The 16,767-nt window shown below is 60.6% G+C and carries 15 protein-coding genes; 4 read left to right on the top strand and 11 right to left on the bottom strand.

The annotated features are described in order from the left end of the window. Window positions 1-12 precede the first annotated feature (12 nt). On the top strand, window positions 13-2,169 hold the full coding sequence (locus RBB49_RS04095) for a methyl-accepting chemotaxis protein (RefSeq protein WP_306141413.1): 2,157 nt from the start codon (window positions 13-15) through the stop codon (window positions 2,167-2,169). Window positions 2,170-2,708: 539 nt separating this feature from the next. Here RBB49_RS04095 and RBB49_RS04090 read toward each other — a convergent pair. The 11 genes from RBB49_RS04090 to lgt form a co-directional block, all read right to left on the bottom strand. Next, window positions 2,709-4,001 (bottom strand): amidohydrolase family protein, encoded by a 1,293-nt coding sequence (locus RBB49_RS04090; RefSeq protein ID WP_306141412.1) that lies wholly within the window; start codon window positions 3,999-4,001, stop codon window positions 2,709-2,711. 11 nt (window positions 4,002-4,012) lie between these two features. Next, a complete protein-coding gene (locus RBB49_RS04085) occupies window positions 4,013-4,957 on the bottom strand; it encodes an ABC transporter permease (protein ID WP_306141411.1) in 945 nt (314 codons plus the stop codon). After that, the gene (locus RBB49_RS04080) at window positions 4,954-6,036 is read right to left on the bottom strand and encodes an ABC transporter permease (protein ID WP_306141410.1); all 1,083 of its coding nucleotides are present in this window, start codon (window positions 6,034-6,036) and stop codon (window positions 4,954-4,956) included. The genes RBB49_RS04085 and RBB49_RS04080 overlap by 4 nt, the downstream gene beginning before the upstream one ends. After that, window positions 6,033-7,577 carry an ABC transporter ATP-binding protein gene (locus RBB49_RS04075; protein WP_306141409.1) on the bottom strand — a complete coding sequence of 515 codons (1,545 nt, stop codon included), beginning with the start codon at window positions 7,575-7,577 and terminating at the stop codon, window positions 6,033-6,035. The genes RBB49_RS04080 and RBB49_RS04075 overlap by 4 nt, the downstream gene beginning before the upstream one ends. Before the next feature lie 84 nt (window positions 7,578-7,661). Further along, window positions 7,662-8,669: a BMP family protein gene (locus tag RBB49_RS04070; RefSeq protein WP_306141408.1), complete on the bottom strand. Its 1,008-nt coding sequence runs from the start codon at window positions 8,667-8,669 to the stop codon at window positions 7,662-7,664. 215 nt (window positions 8,670-8,884) lie between these two features. Next, window positions 8,885-9,817 (bottom strand): ribose-phosphate pyrophosphokinase, encoded by a 933-nt coding sequence (locus RBB49_RS04065; protein WP_306141407.1) that lies wholly within the window; start codon window positions 9,815-9,817, stop codon window positions 8,885-8,887. A gap of 238 nt (window positions 9,818-10,055) precedes the next feature. Continuing rightward, window positions 10,056-10,577, bottom strand: coding sequence for a hypothetical protein (locus tag RBB49_RS04060; RefSeq protein WP_306141406.1), 522 nt, complete (start codon window positions 10,575-10,577; stop codon window positions 10,056-10,058). 91 nt (window positions 10,578-10,668) lie between these two features. Further along, complete coding sequence (locus RBB49_RS04055) at window positions 10,669-11,826, bottom strand: Xaa-Pro peptidase family protein (RefSeq protein WP_306141405.1); 1,158 nt, start codon at window positions 11,824-11,826, stop codon at window positions 10,669-10,671. A gap of 29 nt (window positions 11,827-11,855) precedes the next feature. Continuing rightward, a complete protein-coding gene (gene pgeF / locus RBB49_RS04050) occupies window positions 11,856-12,623 on the bottom strand; it encodes a peptidoglycan editing factor PgeF (RefSeq protein WP_306141404.1) in 768 nt (255 codons plus the stop codon). Between the two features lie 94 nt (window positions 12,624-12,717). Beyond that, window positions 12,718-13,806 carry a class I SAM-dependent methyltransferase gene (locus RBB49_RS04045; RefSeq protein WP_306141403.1) on the bottom strand — a complete coding sequence of 363 codons (1,089 nt, stop codon included), beginning with the start codon at window positions 13,804-13,806 and terminating at the stop codon, window positions 12,718-12,720. Further along, window positions 13,803-14,636, bottom strand: coding sequence for a prolipoprotein diacylglyceryl transferase (gene lgt / locus RBB49_RS04040; RefSeq protein WP_306141402.1), 834 nt, complete (start codon window positions 14,634-14,636; stop codon window positions 13,803-13,805). Before lgt ends, RBB49_RS04045 begins: the two co-directional genes overlap by 4 nt. Window positions 14,637-14,820: 184 nt before the next feature. Between lgt and RBB49_RS04035 the strand changes: the two genes are divergently transcribed. The 3 genes from RBB49_RS04035 (at window position 14,821) to proC (ending at window position 16,749) form a co-directional block, all read left to right on the top strand. Next, complete coding sequence (locus RBB49_RS04035) at window positions 14,821-15,087, top strand: accessory factor UbiK family protein (protein WP_306141837.1); 267 nt, start codon at window positions 14,821-14,823, stop codon at window positions 15,085-15,087. Window positions 15,088-15,433: 346 nt separating this feature from the next. Continuing rightward, the gene (locus RBB49_RS04030) at window positions 15,434-15,934 is read left to right on the top strand and encodes a YbjN domain-containing protein (RefSeq protein WP_306141401.1); all 501 of its coding nucleotides are present in this window, start codon (window positions 15,434-15,436) and stop codon (window positions 15,932-15,934) included. Beyond that, the gene (proC, locus tag RBB49_RS04025; RefSeq protein WP_306141400.1) at window positions 15,931-16,749 is read left to right on the top strand and encodes a pyrroline-5-carboxylate reductase; all 819 of its coding nucleotides are present in this window, start codon (window positions 15,931-15,933) and stop codon (window positions 16,747-16,749) included. Before RBB49_RS04030 ends, proC begins: the two co-directional genes overlap by 4 nt. Window positions 16,750-16,767 lie beyond the last annotated feature (18 nt).

Raw genomic sequence — 16,767 nt, 5'->3', positions numbered from 1 at the left:
TGCGGGAAGGCGATGCCTTCCCGCGAAATTCTGGAGAATTCCGTGAAGGTTGCGGCAAAACTTCCTGCGCTGGTCCTTGGGATCGCGCTTCTGTGTTCTGCAGGCGTGGGCATTGCAAGTTACGTTTCGAGTGCAAACACCGTCAAAGGACAGGCAGAACAAAGACTGATGGCCTTGGCGGAAAGCCGCCGGGACAGCCTGCTGGAACTTTATCACGGGAAACAGAGAACGATTGAAGGGCATGTGCAGGGCAAGACGCTCCGGGCAGCCTACAGTGCGTTCGACGCCGCCTGGGCGAAATACAAGGACAAGGCGTCCGCAACACTCACGAAGATCTACGTCACGGATAATCCGCACCCGGTCGAAGAGCGGGACCAACTGGTCAAGGCCGGCCGCAAGCCCTACGACAAGGCGCATGCCAAGCACCACACACCGCTCCGCGACTTTGCGGATGCGAACAATTTTCCCGACCTTCTGCTTGTGAACCTAAGCGGCGACGTCATCTACAGCGCGCGCAAGCTGGGTGACTTCGGTGTCAATGTTCAGACGGAAGGCTGGCAGAACACACCCCTGGCCGATGCCTACAAGACGATTGTCGTCGACGGCAGCCCGTCAGTGGTTGCCTACGATCCGGAGCACTATCCGGGGCGGGACAACGAGGCCACGGGTTTTCTCGCCGCGCCGATTTCCGTCGGCAGCAAGACGATCGGCATGGTGGTCTATGAAGCGCCGACAGGGGAGGTCACAACGCTGCTCGGCAAGTTTGCAGGCCTGGGAGACACCGGCGAAACCCTGCTTCTCAATGCAGACGGCCTTGCGATGAATGACAGTCTGCGCACGGCCGACGTCTCTGAACTGCTCAGCGACAAGTTCAACGCACCGGAAATCGCGGCATCGATGGGAGGCGGCAAGACCTTTGCACGGTTGCCGGATTTCAACGGACAGGACGTTTTCGCCGCGATCGTGCCCGTGACCGCATTCGGGCAGAACTATACCGTCGTCGTCGTGCAGGCCGCCAGCGAGGTCCTGGCGCCGCTGACGACGCTGCAAATCTGGATTTTTGCAAGCGCGATCGTCTGCGCGCTGATCGCCGGCGTGTTCGGGCTGGTCACGGCCAGGGGGCTGTCAGGCCGTATCTCCGGCCTCGGCGACGTCATGAACAAGCTTGCCGGCGGCGACACGAGCGTCGATGTTCCGGCACAAGCGGCACGCGACGAAATTGCCGAGATGGCGGCCTCTGTGCGCGTTTTCCGCGAGAACGCCCTGGAGCGTGGGCGGCTGGAACTGGAACAGAAGGAAACAACCGTCGAGCAGGCGCGCCAGGCGGACGCGGTCGCAAGCCTAATTTCCGATTTCAGGTCGGAAGTTACTGAAATGCTTGACGCCGTTTACAGCAACAGCGAGCAGATGCGGACGGCAGCCGAAGAACTCAACGGCGTTGCCGACGAAACGGCAGGCGAGGCTTCCAATGCGTCCAGCGCCTCGGAAGCAGCCTCGACCAACGTGCAGACCGTTGCTTCCGCCTCGGAAGAGCTGTCGGCATCGATCCAGGAAATTCGCCGCCAGGTCCAGTCGACGACCGATATCGTTCAGAGCGCAACCCAGGCCGCGATGCAGACGAACACCAAGATCGAAGGTCTCGCTGAATCCGCACAACGGATCGGTGATGTCGTCAACCTGATTTCGGCAATCGCCGAACAGACCAACCTGCTTGCGCTCAACGCGACCATCGAGGCGGCGCGGGCCGGAGAGGCCGGACGCGGGTTCGCCGTCGTTGCCTCCGAGGTCAAGGAACTCGCCACGCAGACGGCCAAGGCCACGGAAGAGATCGAAGGACAGATCACGGAAGTCCAGGCGGCCACCAAGGAAGCGGTATCCGCGATTGCAGGGATCACCGAGACGATGAGCCAGGTGGACGAATACACCGGCACGATCGCAGCTGCCGTCGAGCAGCAGGGTGCTGCGACCAACGAGATCTCCGGCAATGTCCAGGATGCCGCCAAGGGAACCCAGGACGTTGCGCAGACCATCATCACGATCTCCGAGAAGGCCCAGGTGACCAGCTCATCTGCCGGCCAGGTTCTGAACGCATCCACCGATGTGAATGCCCGCACCACGGATCTGCGCGAGACTGTCGACCGTTTCCTCAAGGCGGTGGCAGCTGCCTAGCCGCATCTGGCTTCAGCTACTTTCCCCGACGTGCCATGGTTCAACCATGGCATCCATGCCGTTTCGTGTCCAAGGCACGCTGGTTGTCCAGTTGAAACGTGACGGCATGGATTGCCGGATCAAGTCCAATGCTGTCCGGCTTATCGCTAAACAGGTCGCTCGCATCTGCAGACTTGTCGTCCCTGCTGAAGCGCAGCGGAAGGCAGGGACCCAGTAACCGCATGTTTCTCCGCCTTCTTCCAACTTCAGCGATACGGCGTACTGGCTCCCGGTCTTGCCGCGCGTGCGGCAAACCGGGACGACAAGCCGGAGAAAATTCGCTATCCCGATTTGGCACCGCAAAGAATTGTGCCGCTCTCTCAACTGCATAAATTCGACAGCACTTTCTAAACCGGACAGCAGTGAATCAAGTCCGGCAATGACGAGGGTGAAAGCATCCTGAGAAAGGCGAAAGGCCAGCCCCGAAAGGGGGGAGACGCACCCGGAGCGCGGCCTATGTTATCGGCGTGGCTGCTCAGATCACTTTCCCGATATCCCGGTCAGTCTTCGTCGGGTGCATAGCTGCTCGGATCGACGGTCGCGGGCCGGTCTGCGAGGAAAAGGTCAGCCTTGCGTTCCGGCGTTGCGGCGATGACCCTGCCGCCCTTGACCACCTTAAGCCGCGTCGCCTTCAAGCGGATGGCTTCGATCGTATCGCGGGCCTGAAGGACGACAAAGTCGGCCTTGCATCCTTTTTCGAGACCATAGCCTTCGAGACCCATTGCCTTTGCCGGGTGCGCGGTGACGCAGTCATAGGCGTAGCGGATGTCATCGCGGCTGGTCATCTGGGCGACGTGCAGCCCCATGGAAGCGACTTCGAGCATGTCGCCCGATCCCATGGAGTACCAGGGGTCCATCACACAGTCGTGGCCGAAGGAAACGTTGACGCCATAGGCACGCAGTTCCGGCACGCGGGTCTGGCCGCGCCGTTTGGGATAGGTGTCGTGGCGGCCCTGAAGGGTGATGTTGATCAGCGGGTTGGCGATTGCATGCACCCCGGCCTCGGCAATGAGCGGAAGCAGCTTGGACACATAGTAGTTGTCCATGGAGTGCATGGAGGTCAGGTGAGAACCGGCAACGCGGCCCTGAAGTCCCAGCCGCTGGGTTTCGTACGCGAGCGTTTCGATGTGGCGCGACATCGGATCGTCCGTTTCATCGCAATGCATGTCGACCATGAGGCCGCGTTCAGCGGCGATCTCGCACAGTCTTGCGACCGACTTGGCGCCATCGTCCATGGTGCGTTCGAAATGGGGAATGCCGCCGACAATGTCGACACCCATATCAAGCGCCGTGAGCAGGTTCCTTTCCGCGTTTGCCGAGCGGTAGAGGCCATCCTGAGGGAAGGCGACCAGTTGCAGATCGATATAGTCCCGGACCTTTTCGCGGACTTCCAGAAGGCCTTTCACACCGGTCAGCCGGTCGTCGCAGACATCCACGTGTGTGCGGATGGCCAGAAGGCCCTGTGATACGGCAAGATCGCAGTATTTAAGGGCCCGTTCGACAACGGCCTCGACCGTCAGGATCTCCTTGAGTTCACCCCAAAGCGCAATCCCTTCCAGCAGCGTGCCGCTGCGGTTCATGCGCGGCAGCCCGAGTGAGAGCGTTGCATCCATGTGAAAGTGACTGTCGATGAAGGGCGGCGAGACCAGTTTTCCGGCCGCATCGATGATCTCGCCGGCGTCCGCACCTATACCAGCCTCGACGGCCTCGATCCTGCCGTTCCTACAGGCAATGTCGATCCCGGTTCTTCCGTCGGGCAGGTTTGCGTTCTTAACCAGAAGATCAAGTGTCATCGGGTGTTACCTCAGCGTTGGCCCCTGAAATACGGAACGAGCAGTGCGCGCGGATAATCGGCCCGCCTCGCCACCACGATCAGCGCCGCGATCGACAGGATGTAGGGCATCATCAGGAAGACCTGGCCGGGGATGAAGCTGCCGACTTCGGTTTGCAGCCTTACCTGGAAGGCGTCGAACGCACCAAAGAGCAGGGCGCCGACCAGTGCCTTGCCGGGACGCCAGGAGGCGAAGACGGTGAGAGCGATACAAATCCAGCCGCGCCCGTTGACCATGCCGAAGAAAAATGCGTCGAATGCGGACATCGTCAGGAAAGCACCACCGAGCGCCATGATCGCCGAACCGGCAACCACGGTTCCCATGCGGATCGCATAAACGGACAGCCCTTGCGACTCGACCGCTGCCGGGTTGTCTCCGACGGCCTGGATCGCTAGCCCGAGCGGGGTTCTGTACAGGACATAGGCTGTGGCAAGCACCAGGAAGAGAGCCAGGAAGGTCAGCGGCGTCTGTTGAAACAGCGCAGGGCCGATGAAGGGCAGCTCGCTCAGAACCGGAATGTCGAGGGGCTGGAAGGCATCGATCCGGGGAGGCGAGGACACATCCGGCAAGGCCGTGCGATAGATGAAATAACTCAAGGACGTGGCAAAGAGCGTTACGCCAATGCCCGAAACATGCTGGGAAAGCCCCAGCGGTACGGTGAGGATCGCGTGGATCAGCCCGAAGAGGGCACCAGCACCTGCGGCCACCAGCACACCGCCCCATAGACCGGCGCCCAGCCAGACGGCCATCCAGCCGGCCATGGCGCCGGCTGTGAATATCCCCTCGATGCCGAGATTGAGCACGCCAGCGCGCTCGCAAATCAGCGCTCCGATCACGCCGAAGATCAGCGGGGTGGCGATGCGCAGGGCAGCTGCCCAGAAATTGGCGGACAACAGGATTTCGATGATCTCGATCATTGTCCTGCCTCCCTGGCTGACGGTGCTGTAATGAACTTCACCTTGAAGCGCAGGAACAGACCTGAGACGAGGACACACAGCAGCGCCATCGCAACGATGAGATCCGCCAGATAGTTGGAGACGCCGGTGGCACGGGACATGGAGTCCGCTCCGACAAAGATACTGGCGATGAAAAGGGCCGCAAAGACAACGCCGATGGGCGACAGGCCCGCCAGCATGGCAACGACAATGCCGGAATAGCCGAAGCCGGGCGACAGATCCGCTGTCAGATATCCCTTGAGCCCGGCAACTTCACCGACACCGGCGATCCCGGCAAGTGCGCCGGAAAGGAGGCCGACACGCATGAACGTCGCCGTGACCGGAATGCCCGCGTGGCGGGCGGCCGCCGCGTTTTCGCCGACGGCGCGGATTTCAAAACCCCAGACGGTTCGCTTGAGCAGGAAATAGACGCCGAGCGAGGCCGCCAGCGCAAGAACGAGACCCCAGTGGATGCGCATGCGGTCGAGCAGCTTGGGCAGGGCGGCTTCATCGACGATCGGCTCCGACTGCGGCCAGCCCATGCCCATCGGGTCCTGCATGGGACCTTCCAGCATCATCTGCACAAACAGCAGGACGATGAAGTTCAAGAGGAGCGTCGTGACGACCTCGTCCACGCCCAGGCGGGTCTTCAGCAGGGTCGGACCAAGCATCAGCAAGCCGCCTGCCAACGCGCCTGCAATGACGACCAGAGGTATGAGAACAAAAGCCGGGGCGGCGATTGCGCCGGTGCCGACGGCAACGGCGGCAAGTGCCCCCACGTAGAGCTGACCCTCGGCGCCGATGTTCCAGAGCTTGGCGCGGAAGGCAACGGCTGCCGCAAGCCCGGTCAGGATTAGCGGCGTTGCCCGTGTCAGCATCTCGGTGAAGGCAAACAGCGACCCGAAGGCTCCCTTGACCATCAGACCGTAGGCCTCGAACACCGACAATCCGGCAAAGAGCATGGGAATGGCTGCCAGAACCAGAGCGGCCAGGGCCGCAGCAAGGGACACGCCGAGCATGCGCGACACGGACGCCGGCGGGCGCGGTTCAAACCGGATCATGCTGCTTCTCCACTCTGGCCGGCCATGCGCAATCCGAGCGTTCCGCGATCAAGCGCTTCGGTCGGATCAGCGGCTGAAAGACGTCCCCTGTGTATCACCGCGATGCGGTCGGACAGGCGCATCAGTTCGTCGAGATCCTCGGAAATCAGGATCACGCCGGCTCCCCGGTCGCGCGCCGCCAGCAGGCGTTTGTGGACGTCCGAGGTCGCGCCGACATCCAGACCCCGGGACGGCTGTGCGGCAAGAACCACTTGCGGTTCGGGATCGAGCGTTCGCGCGAGCACGATTTTCTGGATGTTGCCGCCGGAAAGAAGCCGTGCCGGGCTGTCCTCACCCTGGCAACGGATGTCGTAGGTTTCTATCAGCCGCCTGGCGGTTTCGCGCATGGCGGAAAAGCGCAGCAGCCCGAAGCGCTGGTTCTGGGGCTTGCGGATGGATTCGATTGCAAGGTTTTCCGAAACGCTCATGGCGCCGACGATGCCGTCGTGATGACGGTCTTCGGGAATACGGGCGAGGCCTTCGTCGATCATCTTGCGCGCATTCGCACCCGTCTCGTCGTTTCCGGCAAGTGTCATTGTTCCCGAGGCCGGCACCTGCAGGCCCGAGATAACGCGTGCGAGCATGGTCTGGCCATTGCCCGAGACGCCCGCGATCCCCAGGATCTCGCCCGAATTCAAGGTCAGATCGACCTCGTGCAGGGCGTCCCGTCCTTCGCCGGCTGAAACAGCGTTCAAGGCGAGAAGCGGTGCTCCTGGCGATCCCTTGCTGCGCACCGTTTCCACGATTTCGTGGCCAACCATGAGTTCCGCCAGTTTCCTGAGATCGCAATCGGCGGTGGGAAGATCTGCCACCTTGCGTCCGCCTCGAAGAACGGCGACGCGATGGGACGAGGCGATGACCTCGGCAAGTTTGTGGGAGATGAAAATGATGGCGAGCCCGTCGTCCGCGAGCTTTTTCAGTGTGGCGAACAGGGTGTCGGATTCCTGCGGTGTCAGCACGGCGGTCGGCTCGTCGAGAACCAGGACGCGGGCATCGCGGTAGAGCGCCTTCAAGATTTCCACGCGCTGCTTTTCGCCGACCGAAAGCTGCGAAATCCGGGCATCCAGCGGCACGCTCAATCCGGAGCGTGCAATCAGGTCTTCAAGTTTCTGTCGGGCAGGTTTGCGGGCGGAGGTCAGGGCGGAGAGGTTTTCGGTGCCGAGCACAATGTTGTCGAGGGCACTCAGGTTCTCTGCAAGCGTGAAGTGCTGATGGACCATGCCGATGCCCGCTTCAAGCGCGGCATGGGGCGAGCCGGCTTCCAGTTCACTCAACCCGGTTCCGGGCGAGGCGATATACACCTGACCCTCGTCGGCCACATAGTGACCGAACAGGATGTTCATCAGGGTGGTTTTCCCGGCACCGTTCTCGCCCAGAAGAGCCAGAATTTCCCCCCTGGCGAGGTCGAGCGACACGTCGCAATTTGCCGTCAAGTCGCCAAAGCGCTTGGTGATACCGTCCAGCCTGAGAACGGTCTCCGCCGCTTGTATGGGGTCCGTCATGCGGAGCTCCGGAATTTGGTTTGTCGGCCGTAAAGGCGGCTTGGGCGGGAACTGCCGGCGGCGGTCAGCCGCCGGCAGAGGTCTTTACATCGTCGACTTGGGTTCGCTGTCGTTCACATTGACGCGGAAGAGACCGTCCAGAATTTCCTGTTCCTTCTCCTTGGCAGCCGCCACGGCTTCCGGATCGGCCAGGCTTTCATCCACGATGAAGCTGCCGCCGCCATAGGACATGAAGCTGAACGGACCGTAGTCGGCCGGCTCAAAGCTGCCGTCGACAACAGCGGTAACCGCGCGGTCGATGGTCGGTTCCATGTGCCAGAGCGCGGAAGACAGGATCGTTCCGGGATAGTCCGCGGACGTGTCGATCACGTTGCCGATCGCAAGGATTTCTTTTTCCTTTGCCGCGTCGGAAACACCGAAGCGCTCGGCGTAAAGAATGTCGGCTCCCTTGTCGATCATGGCAAAGGCTGCTTCCTTGGCCTTGGGCGGGTCATACCAGGAGTTGATGAAGGTCACGAGGAACTTCACGTCCGGATTGACGGAGGTCGCGCCATCCATGAAGGCATGCATCAGGCGGTTGACTTCCGGAATGGCATATCCGCCGACCATGCCGATCACGTTCGACTTCGTGCTGGCACCGGCGATCATGCCCGACAGGTAGCTGGGTTCGTGGATCCAGTTGTCGAAAACGGCGAAATTCGGCTTGGCCGGACCGAAGGAAGACCCCATCAGGAAAGCCGTGTCCGGGTATTCGGCTGCGACCTTGCGCGCTGCGCGCTCCACGGCGAAGGCTTCTCCGACCACGAGATCCATGCCCTGTTCGGCATATTCGCGCATCACGCGCTCATAGTCGGTGTTGGCGACATTTTCGGAGAAGGTGTACGTGATTTCACCCCGCTCCTGCGCCGCTTTCAGCGCCTTGTCGATCCGGCTGACCCATTGCTGTTCAACCGGAACCGTGTAGATCGCGGCCACCTTGATCGGATCGGCGGCCATCGCGCCGGCAGCCGGCAATGCGACGGTGGCTGTGACGGCCAACGCGGCCGACAACAGGGCCCTGCGGACCCTGGAAAATTGTTTTGATACGAGCATCGGAATCCCCTGGAAGTATTTTTACCCGAAAAGTTGATCACAAAATATGCGTGCTCACAAGCTGTGCACGGGCTCTCAAAGCGAATTTTTTGATCAATTGGGAAAATTTTTTGGGCGCATGCCCGTCAGGCGCGAAGCTTGCCGCCTTGCATGACCGGCACCAACAAAAAAACGCCGGTGCGACCGGCGTTTTTGAAGCGTCCCTTTGGCCGGTCTCAGCTGAACAGGCTGGAGACAGACTTCTCCAGGGCCGTTCGATTGATCGCCTCGCCGATGAGGGGGGCAATCGAGATCGTGCGGATGTTGGCTGCAGCAGTTATTGCCGCTGTCGGTTCGATCGAATTGGTGATGACAAGCTCTTTCAGCTTCGAAGACGTCACCCGTGCCACGGCCCCGCCCGAAAGCACGCCATGGGTGATGTAGGCCGTGACGGATTCCGCTCCCTGGGACAGCAGGGCCTCGGCCGCATTGCAGAGCGTGCCGCCACTGTCGACGATGTCATCGACAAGAATGCAGTCATAGCCCTTCACCTCTCCGATGATGTTCATCACTTCCGATTCCCCGGGCTTGTCACGCCGTTTGTCGACGATCGAAAGCGGGGCGTCGATCCGTTTGGCGAGTGCACGGGCGCGGACAACACCGCCGACATCGGGCGACACCACCATCACGTTGTCGGTCGCGTAGCGCTCCTTGATATCGCGGGTCATCACGGGAGCGGCGAAGAGGTTGTCTGTCGGTATGTCGAAAAAACCCTGGATCTGTCCGGCGTGGAGATCCAGGGTCAAAACACGGTCAGCGCCTGCGTTGGTGATCAGATTGGCCACCAGTTTCGCCGAGATCGGTGTGCGGCCGGAGGCCCGGCGATCCTGACGCGCATACCCGAAATAGGGGATCGCGGCTGTGATGCGCCTGGCGGAGGAGCGGCGGAGCGCATCGATGATGATGAGCAACTCCATCAGGTGATCGTTTGCCGGGTAGCTGGTCGGCTGCACGACGAATACATCTTCGCCGCGCACATTTTCTTGAATTTCTACGAAGATTTCCTGGTCGGCGAAGCGCCTGACCTGGCATTTGGCGAGAGGTACATCCAGGTAGTTGGAAATTTCCTCAGCCAGGGCTCGGTTCGAATTGCCCGCGACGATCTTCATGAGCCGCAAGTCCTTCTGGTGCGACGGCGGGAAAGAGGGCTGTCATGACCCTGCAAACACGCTGAAAAGGCCTATGTCGTGTCGAGTGCCCGGTGCCGCAGGTTGTGTTCAGGCGACCCCCGGCAGGCGGCGGCGTTGTAACAACCAAGCAACCGGACCACAACAGGTGATAGGCCCTCAAACAGTCTTTTTTTGATTTTTTGTGACGCAGAGCGATCATTGCCCGGCTAAGAGAGCATTATCGGTTGAGCCAGGCCTCGATTTCCACCATCGAGCGCGTTGCGATTCGCGACAGGGTCGACGAGCTGACCGCCTGCCAGGGGTCGCCGGATGCTCCCCCCGTCGACTCGGTTCCGGAGATTCGTTTCAGCCGGCTGCCGTTGGCGTCAACGATATCGAAGACATAGAACACGGTTCCGTTGGACGGTTGACCCGTGGCGGCAAGGTAACCGTTGACCCGATAGGTTGCGGCTGCTCCGACACGCCTGACAAGTGTAATTCCCTGCTGGCGCGCTTCCCTGCCGATATATTCCGAAAGTTCGTCGGCAATATTGCCCGGAGCACCGGTAAATGGCTCGAACGCGAAGGTTACGACGTTTTCGTCAACTGCCTGCCCGGCAATGGAAGGCGCGGAGACCGGCCCGGAAATCGGTGCCGGCGTCTGTGTCGACGACTGGCATGCGGCGAGGAAGCCGAGAAGCAGCAGACCCGCCGCCGCCCGCAAAACGGAATAGGAGTTCTTGCTGGAAAATGAGAGCATAAAATGGTCCGGCTCTAGATGTCTGCGTCATTCCGATCCAGGACCCGCCATACAGATACACCGTCAGGCCGATCCCCGGTTCGCATTTGGTTTATCCTGACTTTACCGGCAGGTCGAGGGGCAGCGTGGATAAGCACTCCGGCGCTCCTTCGGTCGTGAGGTAGGTCTGGCCAAGCGTCATGGCGGTGTCTGTGATCGAATCCATCAAGATCATGTGCATGAAGATCACCATGTTCGGTTTCACTTCGGCCGGATTGGATCTGTAGGCCATCGGCGTGTCCATCCAGCTTGGCGTGAAGCGGGCTCCCAGAGAATAGCCGCAGGCGTTGAGCCGGTGCTGCATCATGCCGTGCGCATCCACGCGCTCCGCGTGCGCGTCGAAGATATCTCCGAAGGTCTTTCCGGGTACCATCTGCGTTTCGACCGCCGCCAGCGCCTCGCGGGTTGCAAGATACATCTCCTGATGCCGGTCGGACGGCGTGCCGATCACGATCGTTCGCATGGCGGCCACATGATAATGCCGGTAGCTTCCTGCCCATTCGAGCGTGATCTGGTCGCGTTCGTCCAGAATGCGGCGGCCGGATTTGTAACGGCACAGAAGGGCATCGTGGCCGGAGCCGATGATGAACTCGTTGCCGGGGTAATCTCCGCCGCCCTCGAAAATCGCACCCTGCATGGCGGAGAGGATCCGGCCTTCATCGGCGCCCGGGCCGATTTCGTCCATGGCGGCGTGAAACGCCTTGTCCGTCAGTTCCGCTGCCTTACGGACATAGGCGATTTCCTCCGGGCTCTTGACCGAGCGAAGCTCCGGTATCAGCGTGGACGCGTCGCGCAGATCGGCAAAACTGGTCAGCTCGGCGTTGATCTGAAGTGCGATCTTGCCGGTCATGCCATGCGTGTCGTATTCGATCCCGATCCGGCTGCCGAGCAGATCCATGTCGAACAGCATCTCCTTGAGCTGCATCACGGGGCTTGCCGAGCCCCGGTCGATCCAGATCCGGATGTCGGATATGTTGGAGGTGTGGCGCGCCTGACGCTGATCGGCTGAGCGCGTGAGCAGAACCTTTTCACCGTTCTTTGTCACGACCAGGCACTGAAAGAAGCAGAAGCCGAACGTGTCGTATCCCGTCAGCCAGTACATGCTTTCCTGCGCGAAAAGCAGCATGGCGTCGAGCTTCTCGGTCTCCATGACCGCCTTCAATTCGGTAAGGCGGCGTTCAAATTCGGCGTCTGAAAAATGAAGTGCCATGATTGTCCTCACATTCGCTCGACCTGGCGTCAAGCCTCAAGGGATATCGCGCTGATCTGGCGGCCATAATCCGGCTCGCCGCGGTGGGTTGTCCGCCTGTAGGAAAAGAAGCGGTCTTCGTCGCAATAGGTGCACAGGTTCAGGTCGGCGACCTTGCCCAATCCGGTCTCCCGCAGACGGTCGGTGATGAATGCCGGGAGATCAAACATGAAGTGGCCATCGCGTTCGGACGGCTTGAAATAAACATCGTTGCCTGCCGCATCGTTGACAAAGCGGTCATGGAACTCCGGTCCCACCTCATAGGATTGCCGGGAAATTGTCGGTCCGAGAACGGCAACGGTATTTTCACGTGCTGCGCCGCGCGCTTCCATCGCCGAGACCGTGTTCTCAAGGACACCGGTGAGCGCGCCTTTCCAGCCCGAATGCGCCGCACCGACGACGCCGGCAGCCGGATCGGCAAAGAGGATCGGACCGCAATCTGCAGTCAGTATGCCGATCGCCAGCCCCGGTCTGTCAGTGACCAGCGCATCTGCCTTTTTGTGTTGGCCGTCTTCCCAGGGCCCTTCCACGATCAGGACGTCAGGCGAGTGTATCTGATAGGGCGACAACAGCCGGTCAGTGGACACGCGAAGCGCATCGGCGACGCGGCCGCGGTTCTCCAGCACCGTGTCGCGCACGTCTTCGGAGCCGAGGCCGACATTGAGGCTCTCGTAAATGCCTTTCGAAACACCGCCTTCCCGTGTGAAAAAGCCGTGGCGGATTCCTTCCAGGTTCAGTGCTTCTGCTTCGATCTTCATGAACTGCCCTAAAACTGACGCGCGCGATCGCAGCGTCCGGACCCTGACCTCCGGTTTGCTTCGATTCGTTCCCGACCTGTGATCCTTGGTTGCTTCATGAGGCGCTGTCAAATGGTGGAAAGGGTGCGGATGTGCTTGCAAGGGCCAGAACCTTGAACAGGTCCCCCATCTGACCGGGGGCTGCGAGGCGCTCGACCGCGTCGCGAATGGCTTCCTGGTCCTTGTGCGTCTTTCCCGCACCAAGTGATCCTGCCCGCTCCAGAAGACCCGACTGCAGCAGGAAGTCGCCCTGGGTCAGCACAGCATGCGAAGCCGCGCCGCCGTGAACTGCCGCGCCCGCCAGGGCTTCAAAGTTCACGTGGGCCGTCAGGTCGGCCTCTCCGGGATGTGCCAGAACATCATCATATGCGTGCCGGTAGAGCGCCTGCAACGTGTCGCCGGTCGCCGATTTCAGATAGCCGTAGTCGAAAATGATCGCCGCGCCACCATCGCGCGCGAGCCTTTGTCCCAGTCTCTCGGCGATCGCATTGGCGGCTGGTTGTGTCTCGAATACCGATCCGGTCGAAGCGTTCATGAATTCGTCAGGTATGTCACCGTACGTGATACGCGCGGCGCCGGCGCCGAATGCGAGCTCGCCGTCCGCATCCAGCCCCACGACGCGTTCGTGCCAGCCGCCGGGAGTTTTGACGAACTGGTGTATCGGCAGCGCGTCGAAAAACTCATTCGCGACGACAAGAACAGGTCCGTCCGGGATGGTGTCGAACGTGTCATGGAAGGCTGCTGTCAGAGGTGCTCCGGCCAGCGTTCTTTCCTGGATCTGTCTGAGACGCGGGCTCGTCTCCACCAGATGCAGACGGGCCGCCGCAACAAAGCCCGGGCGCAGTGACGCTGCCCGCAACAAATCGGCCATCAGGGTTCCGCGCCCCGGACCCAGCTCCACCAGATGGAAGGCCTCCGGATGCCCGAGACGGTCGAAGGCAGAAACACAGGCGGCACCGACAAGTTCACCGAACATCTGGCTGATTTCCGGAGCGGTGACGAAGTCGCCCCGGCTGCCAAAGGGTTCCCGCGTTGTATAATAGCCCAGTTCCGGGTCTCCGAGACAGATGGCCATGTACTGCGCCACCGGCATGGGGCCATCATTGGCGATGGCGGCCCGGATCTTTTCCTTCAGGCCGGTCAAGCCGCCGCGGTCCCTGATGGTCGGCGTGCAGCCCAGATCATGAGGGCAAGTCCGGCGAGTATCATCGGCAGCGACAGCAGAATCCCCATCGTCAGGAAGCCTGAGAGGTAACCGATGTGTGCGTCTGGCACCCGGTAGAATTCCGCGATCGAGCGGCCTATGCCGTAGCCGAAGGCGAATGCGCCGGCGAGAAAACCGGGTTTTTTCAGCAATTCAAACCGATGGCTCAGGAGCCGAAGGACAAAGAACAGAACCACGCCTTCGAGCGCGGCCTCGTAAAGCTGGCTCGGATGCCGCGGTTCCGGCCCCGCTCCGGGAAAAACCATGGCCCAGGGCACATCTGTGGGCCGTCCCCACAGTTCGGCATTTATGAAGTTGGCCATGCGGCCGAAAAAAAGACCGATCGGAGCCGCACAGCCGGCAAGGTCGAACAGCGTCCAGATGGGCAATCCCCTGCGCCAGGCGAACAGGATCATGGCGATGACAGTGCCGGCAAAGCCGCCGTGGAAGGACATGCCGCCGGACCAGATCGCGAGCGCCTCACCCGGATTGGCAAGATAATAGGCCGGATTGTAGAACAGCACGTAACCAAGGCGTCCGCCTATGATGATGCCGAGCGTTCCCCAGAGGACAAAATCGTCGAGTTCCGCAGGTGAGGGCCGCTTTGCGCCACTCCAGAGCCGGTCATTCAGGACGAGGCCGCGCATGTAGCGCCATGCGAGAAGGATGCCGACAATATAGGCCAGTGCGTACCAGCGGAGCGCGAAGGGGCCGACTTCGATGATCACCGGATCAATTGCCGGAAACGGCAGGACGAAAACAGCTGGCACGTGAGGTCCTTCCTGGCAGCTTGTCGCACTCGTAAATTCGGGCAAACGCTTGCGCTATCTTTTCCGCGCCGTCAAGCGTGGTGGCCGGCCCGCACAATCCGGTGCGACGGAAATGGAGCTTGAACTTGCCACGTTTCACCCATACCTGTTTGGTGTTGAACTTCTTTTGTACAAGGAGGGTCTGATGACCCAAGGTCCGAACCGCCTTCTCGATGATTTTGCCAAACTGATGACGGATGCCGCAGGTGTCGCCCAGGGCGCACGGCGCGAGGTGGAGACCGCTTTCCGGGCGCAGGCCGAGCGTTTCCTGTCGGATATGGACATGGTTTCGCGCGAAGAACATGAGGCCGTGAAGGACATGGCGGTGCGTGCACTCGACCGGATCGAGGAACTCGAATCACGGCTGGCCAAACTGGAAGGCGGCGACACGGCGGAAAGCGGAGACGCCTGATCAGGCTGATTGACGCCGAAGTGAGCAGTTTCTGTTAATTGTTGATGACAGAATTGCGACCAAAAAAGTTGGCGGGAATGCAGAGATTTTGGGCAGGTTGATCAGAATTTCTCCAAATTCTTCCACAAGTTTCAGCTTTTTGATCCGGTTTGGTGTGTATCCATTAAATCATTCCTGATCCTATACTCGAAGCAACAGGGATTCGTCGGAGCAAGACGGAACCGGTTCGATCGTTACGGGCCACAAAAGGACGCGTTTTGCTCCTCAGGCATGGGACTTTTCCCGGCGGCCCGCCCGGTTATCCTGATCGGGTTCCCGGCCTCCGGCTCGGAAGGGGAGTAGGCAAATGAGCCTCATCGAGATCGAATTCGAGCGACCTGGCAATCCCGTTGATACCATCGAAACCGTTGCCGCGCTTAACGACTGGGCGTTCGAGCGCTCGGACGATGACGAAATCACAATCTCCCTTGGAGGCAGTTGGTGTGATTACCACGTCTCTTTTTCCTGGATGGAAGAGGTGGAAGCCCTGCATCTGGCCTGCGCGTTCGACCTCAAGGTGACCGAACCGCGCAAGACGGAAGTCCTGCGGCTGCTGGCGCTCGTCAATGAACAGCTCTGGATGGGGCATTTCGACCTCTGGCACAAAGAAAACGTGATCATGTTCAGACAGTCGTTGCTTCTGAGTGGAGGTGCCGAGGCGTCGTCCGCGCAGATCGAAGGCATGCTGACCAACGCGCTGGAGAATTGCGAGCGATTTTATCAGGCCTTCCAGTTTGTCGTCTGGGCCGGGCATTCGGCCACCGAGGCGATGAACTCGGCCTTGTTCGAGACCGCAGGAGAAGCATGATTTTTTCGAAACAGCGCCCTTTTCTTCTTGTCGGCGCCGGCAAGATGGGCGGGGCCATGTTGTCCGGATGGATGGCGGAAGGGATCGACCCTTCTGCCATCGTCGTTTGTGATCCGGGTCTGTCTGACGAGATGGATCAGTTGCTGACCCGGCACGGCATCCGGCACGTGACGGCGGTCCCGGACGATCTCAAGGCGGGCATTGTCCTTGTCGCGATCAAACCTCAAATGATGGACACGGTACTGCCGGGAATAAAGCCTGCGGTTCTTCCCGACACGCTGGTCATGTCGGTCGCTGCGGGAACGCCTGTTTCAAAGTTCCTGTCGGTCTTTGGAGATGTTCCGGTCTGCCGCTGCATGCCGAACACGCCGGCAATGGTCAAACGCGGCATAACGGCTGTCTATCCGACCGAACTGGTCAGCGAAGGCCAGAAGGAAGCCGTTGCAAACCTGCTGTCGGCCGTCGGCAAGGTTGTCTGGCTCGACGGCGAAGACCAGATCGATCTGGTGACAGGTGTCAGCGGATCAGGACCCGCCTATGTCTTTTATCTCGCGGAAGCGCTCAGCAAGGCAGGCCAGGATGCCGGACTGCCGGAAGAGATCGCCCATGAACTGGCGGTCGCGACCGTCAGCGGCGCGGGGGAACTGCTGCATCAGTCAGGTGAGCACCCATCCGTTCTGCGTCAGAACGTGACCAGCCCGAACGGAACAACGGCAGCGGCGCTCGATGTTCTCATGCATGACGAGGGGCTTCAGCCTGTTCTTACCGAAGCCGTTGCGGCTGCCGTGAAGCGGGCCCGCGAACTCGCCGGCTGAGAGGTGAAACCGCAACGT

This window comes from Roseibium sp. MMSF_3412 (assembly GCF_030733265.1).
In the GTDB taxonomy this organism is placed as follows: domain Bacteria; phylum Pseudomonadota; class Alphaproteobacteria; order Rhizobiales; family Stappiaceae; genus Roseibium.
The sequence above is the reverse complement of the archived record's forward strand: the minus strand, read 5'-3'. Positions and strand labels throughout refer to the sequence as shown.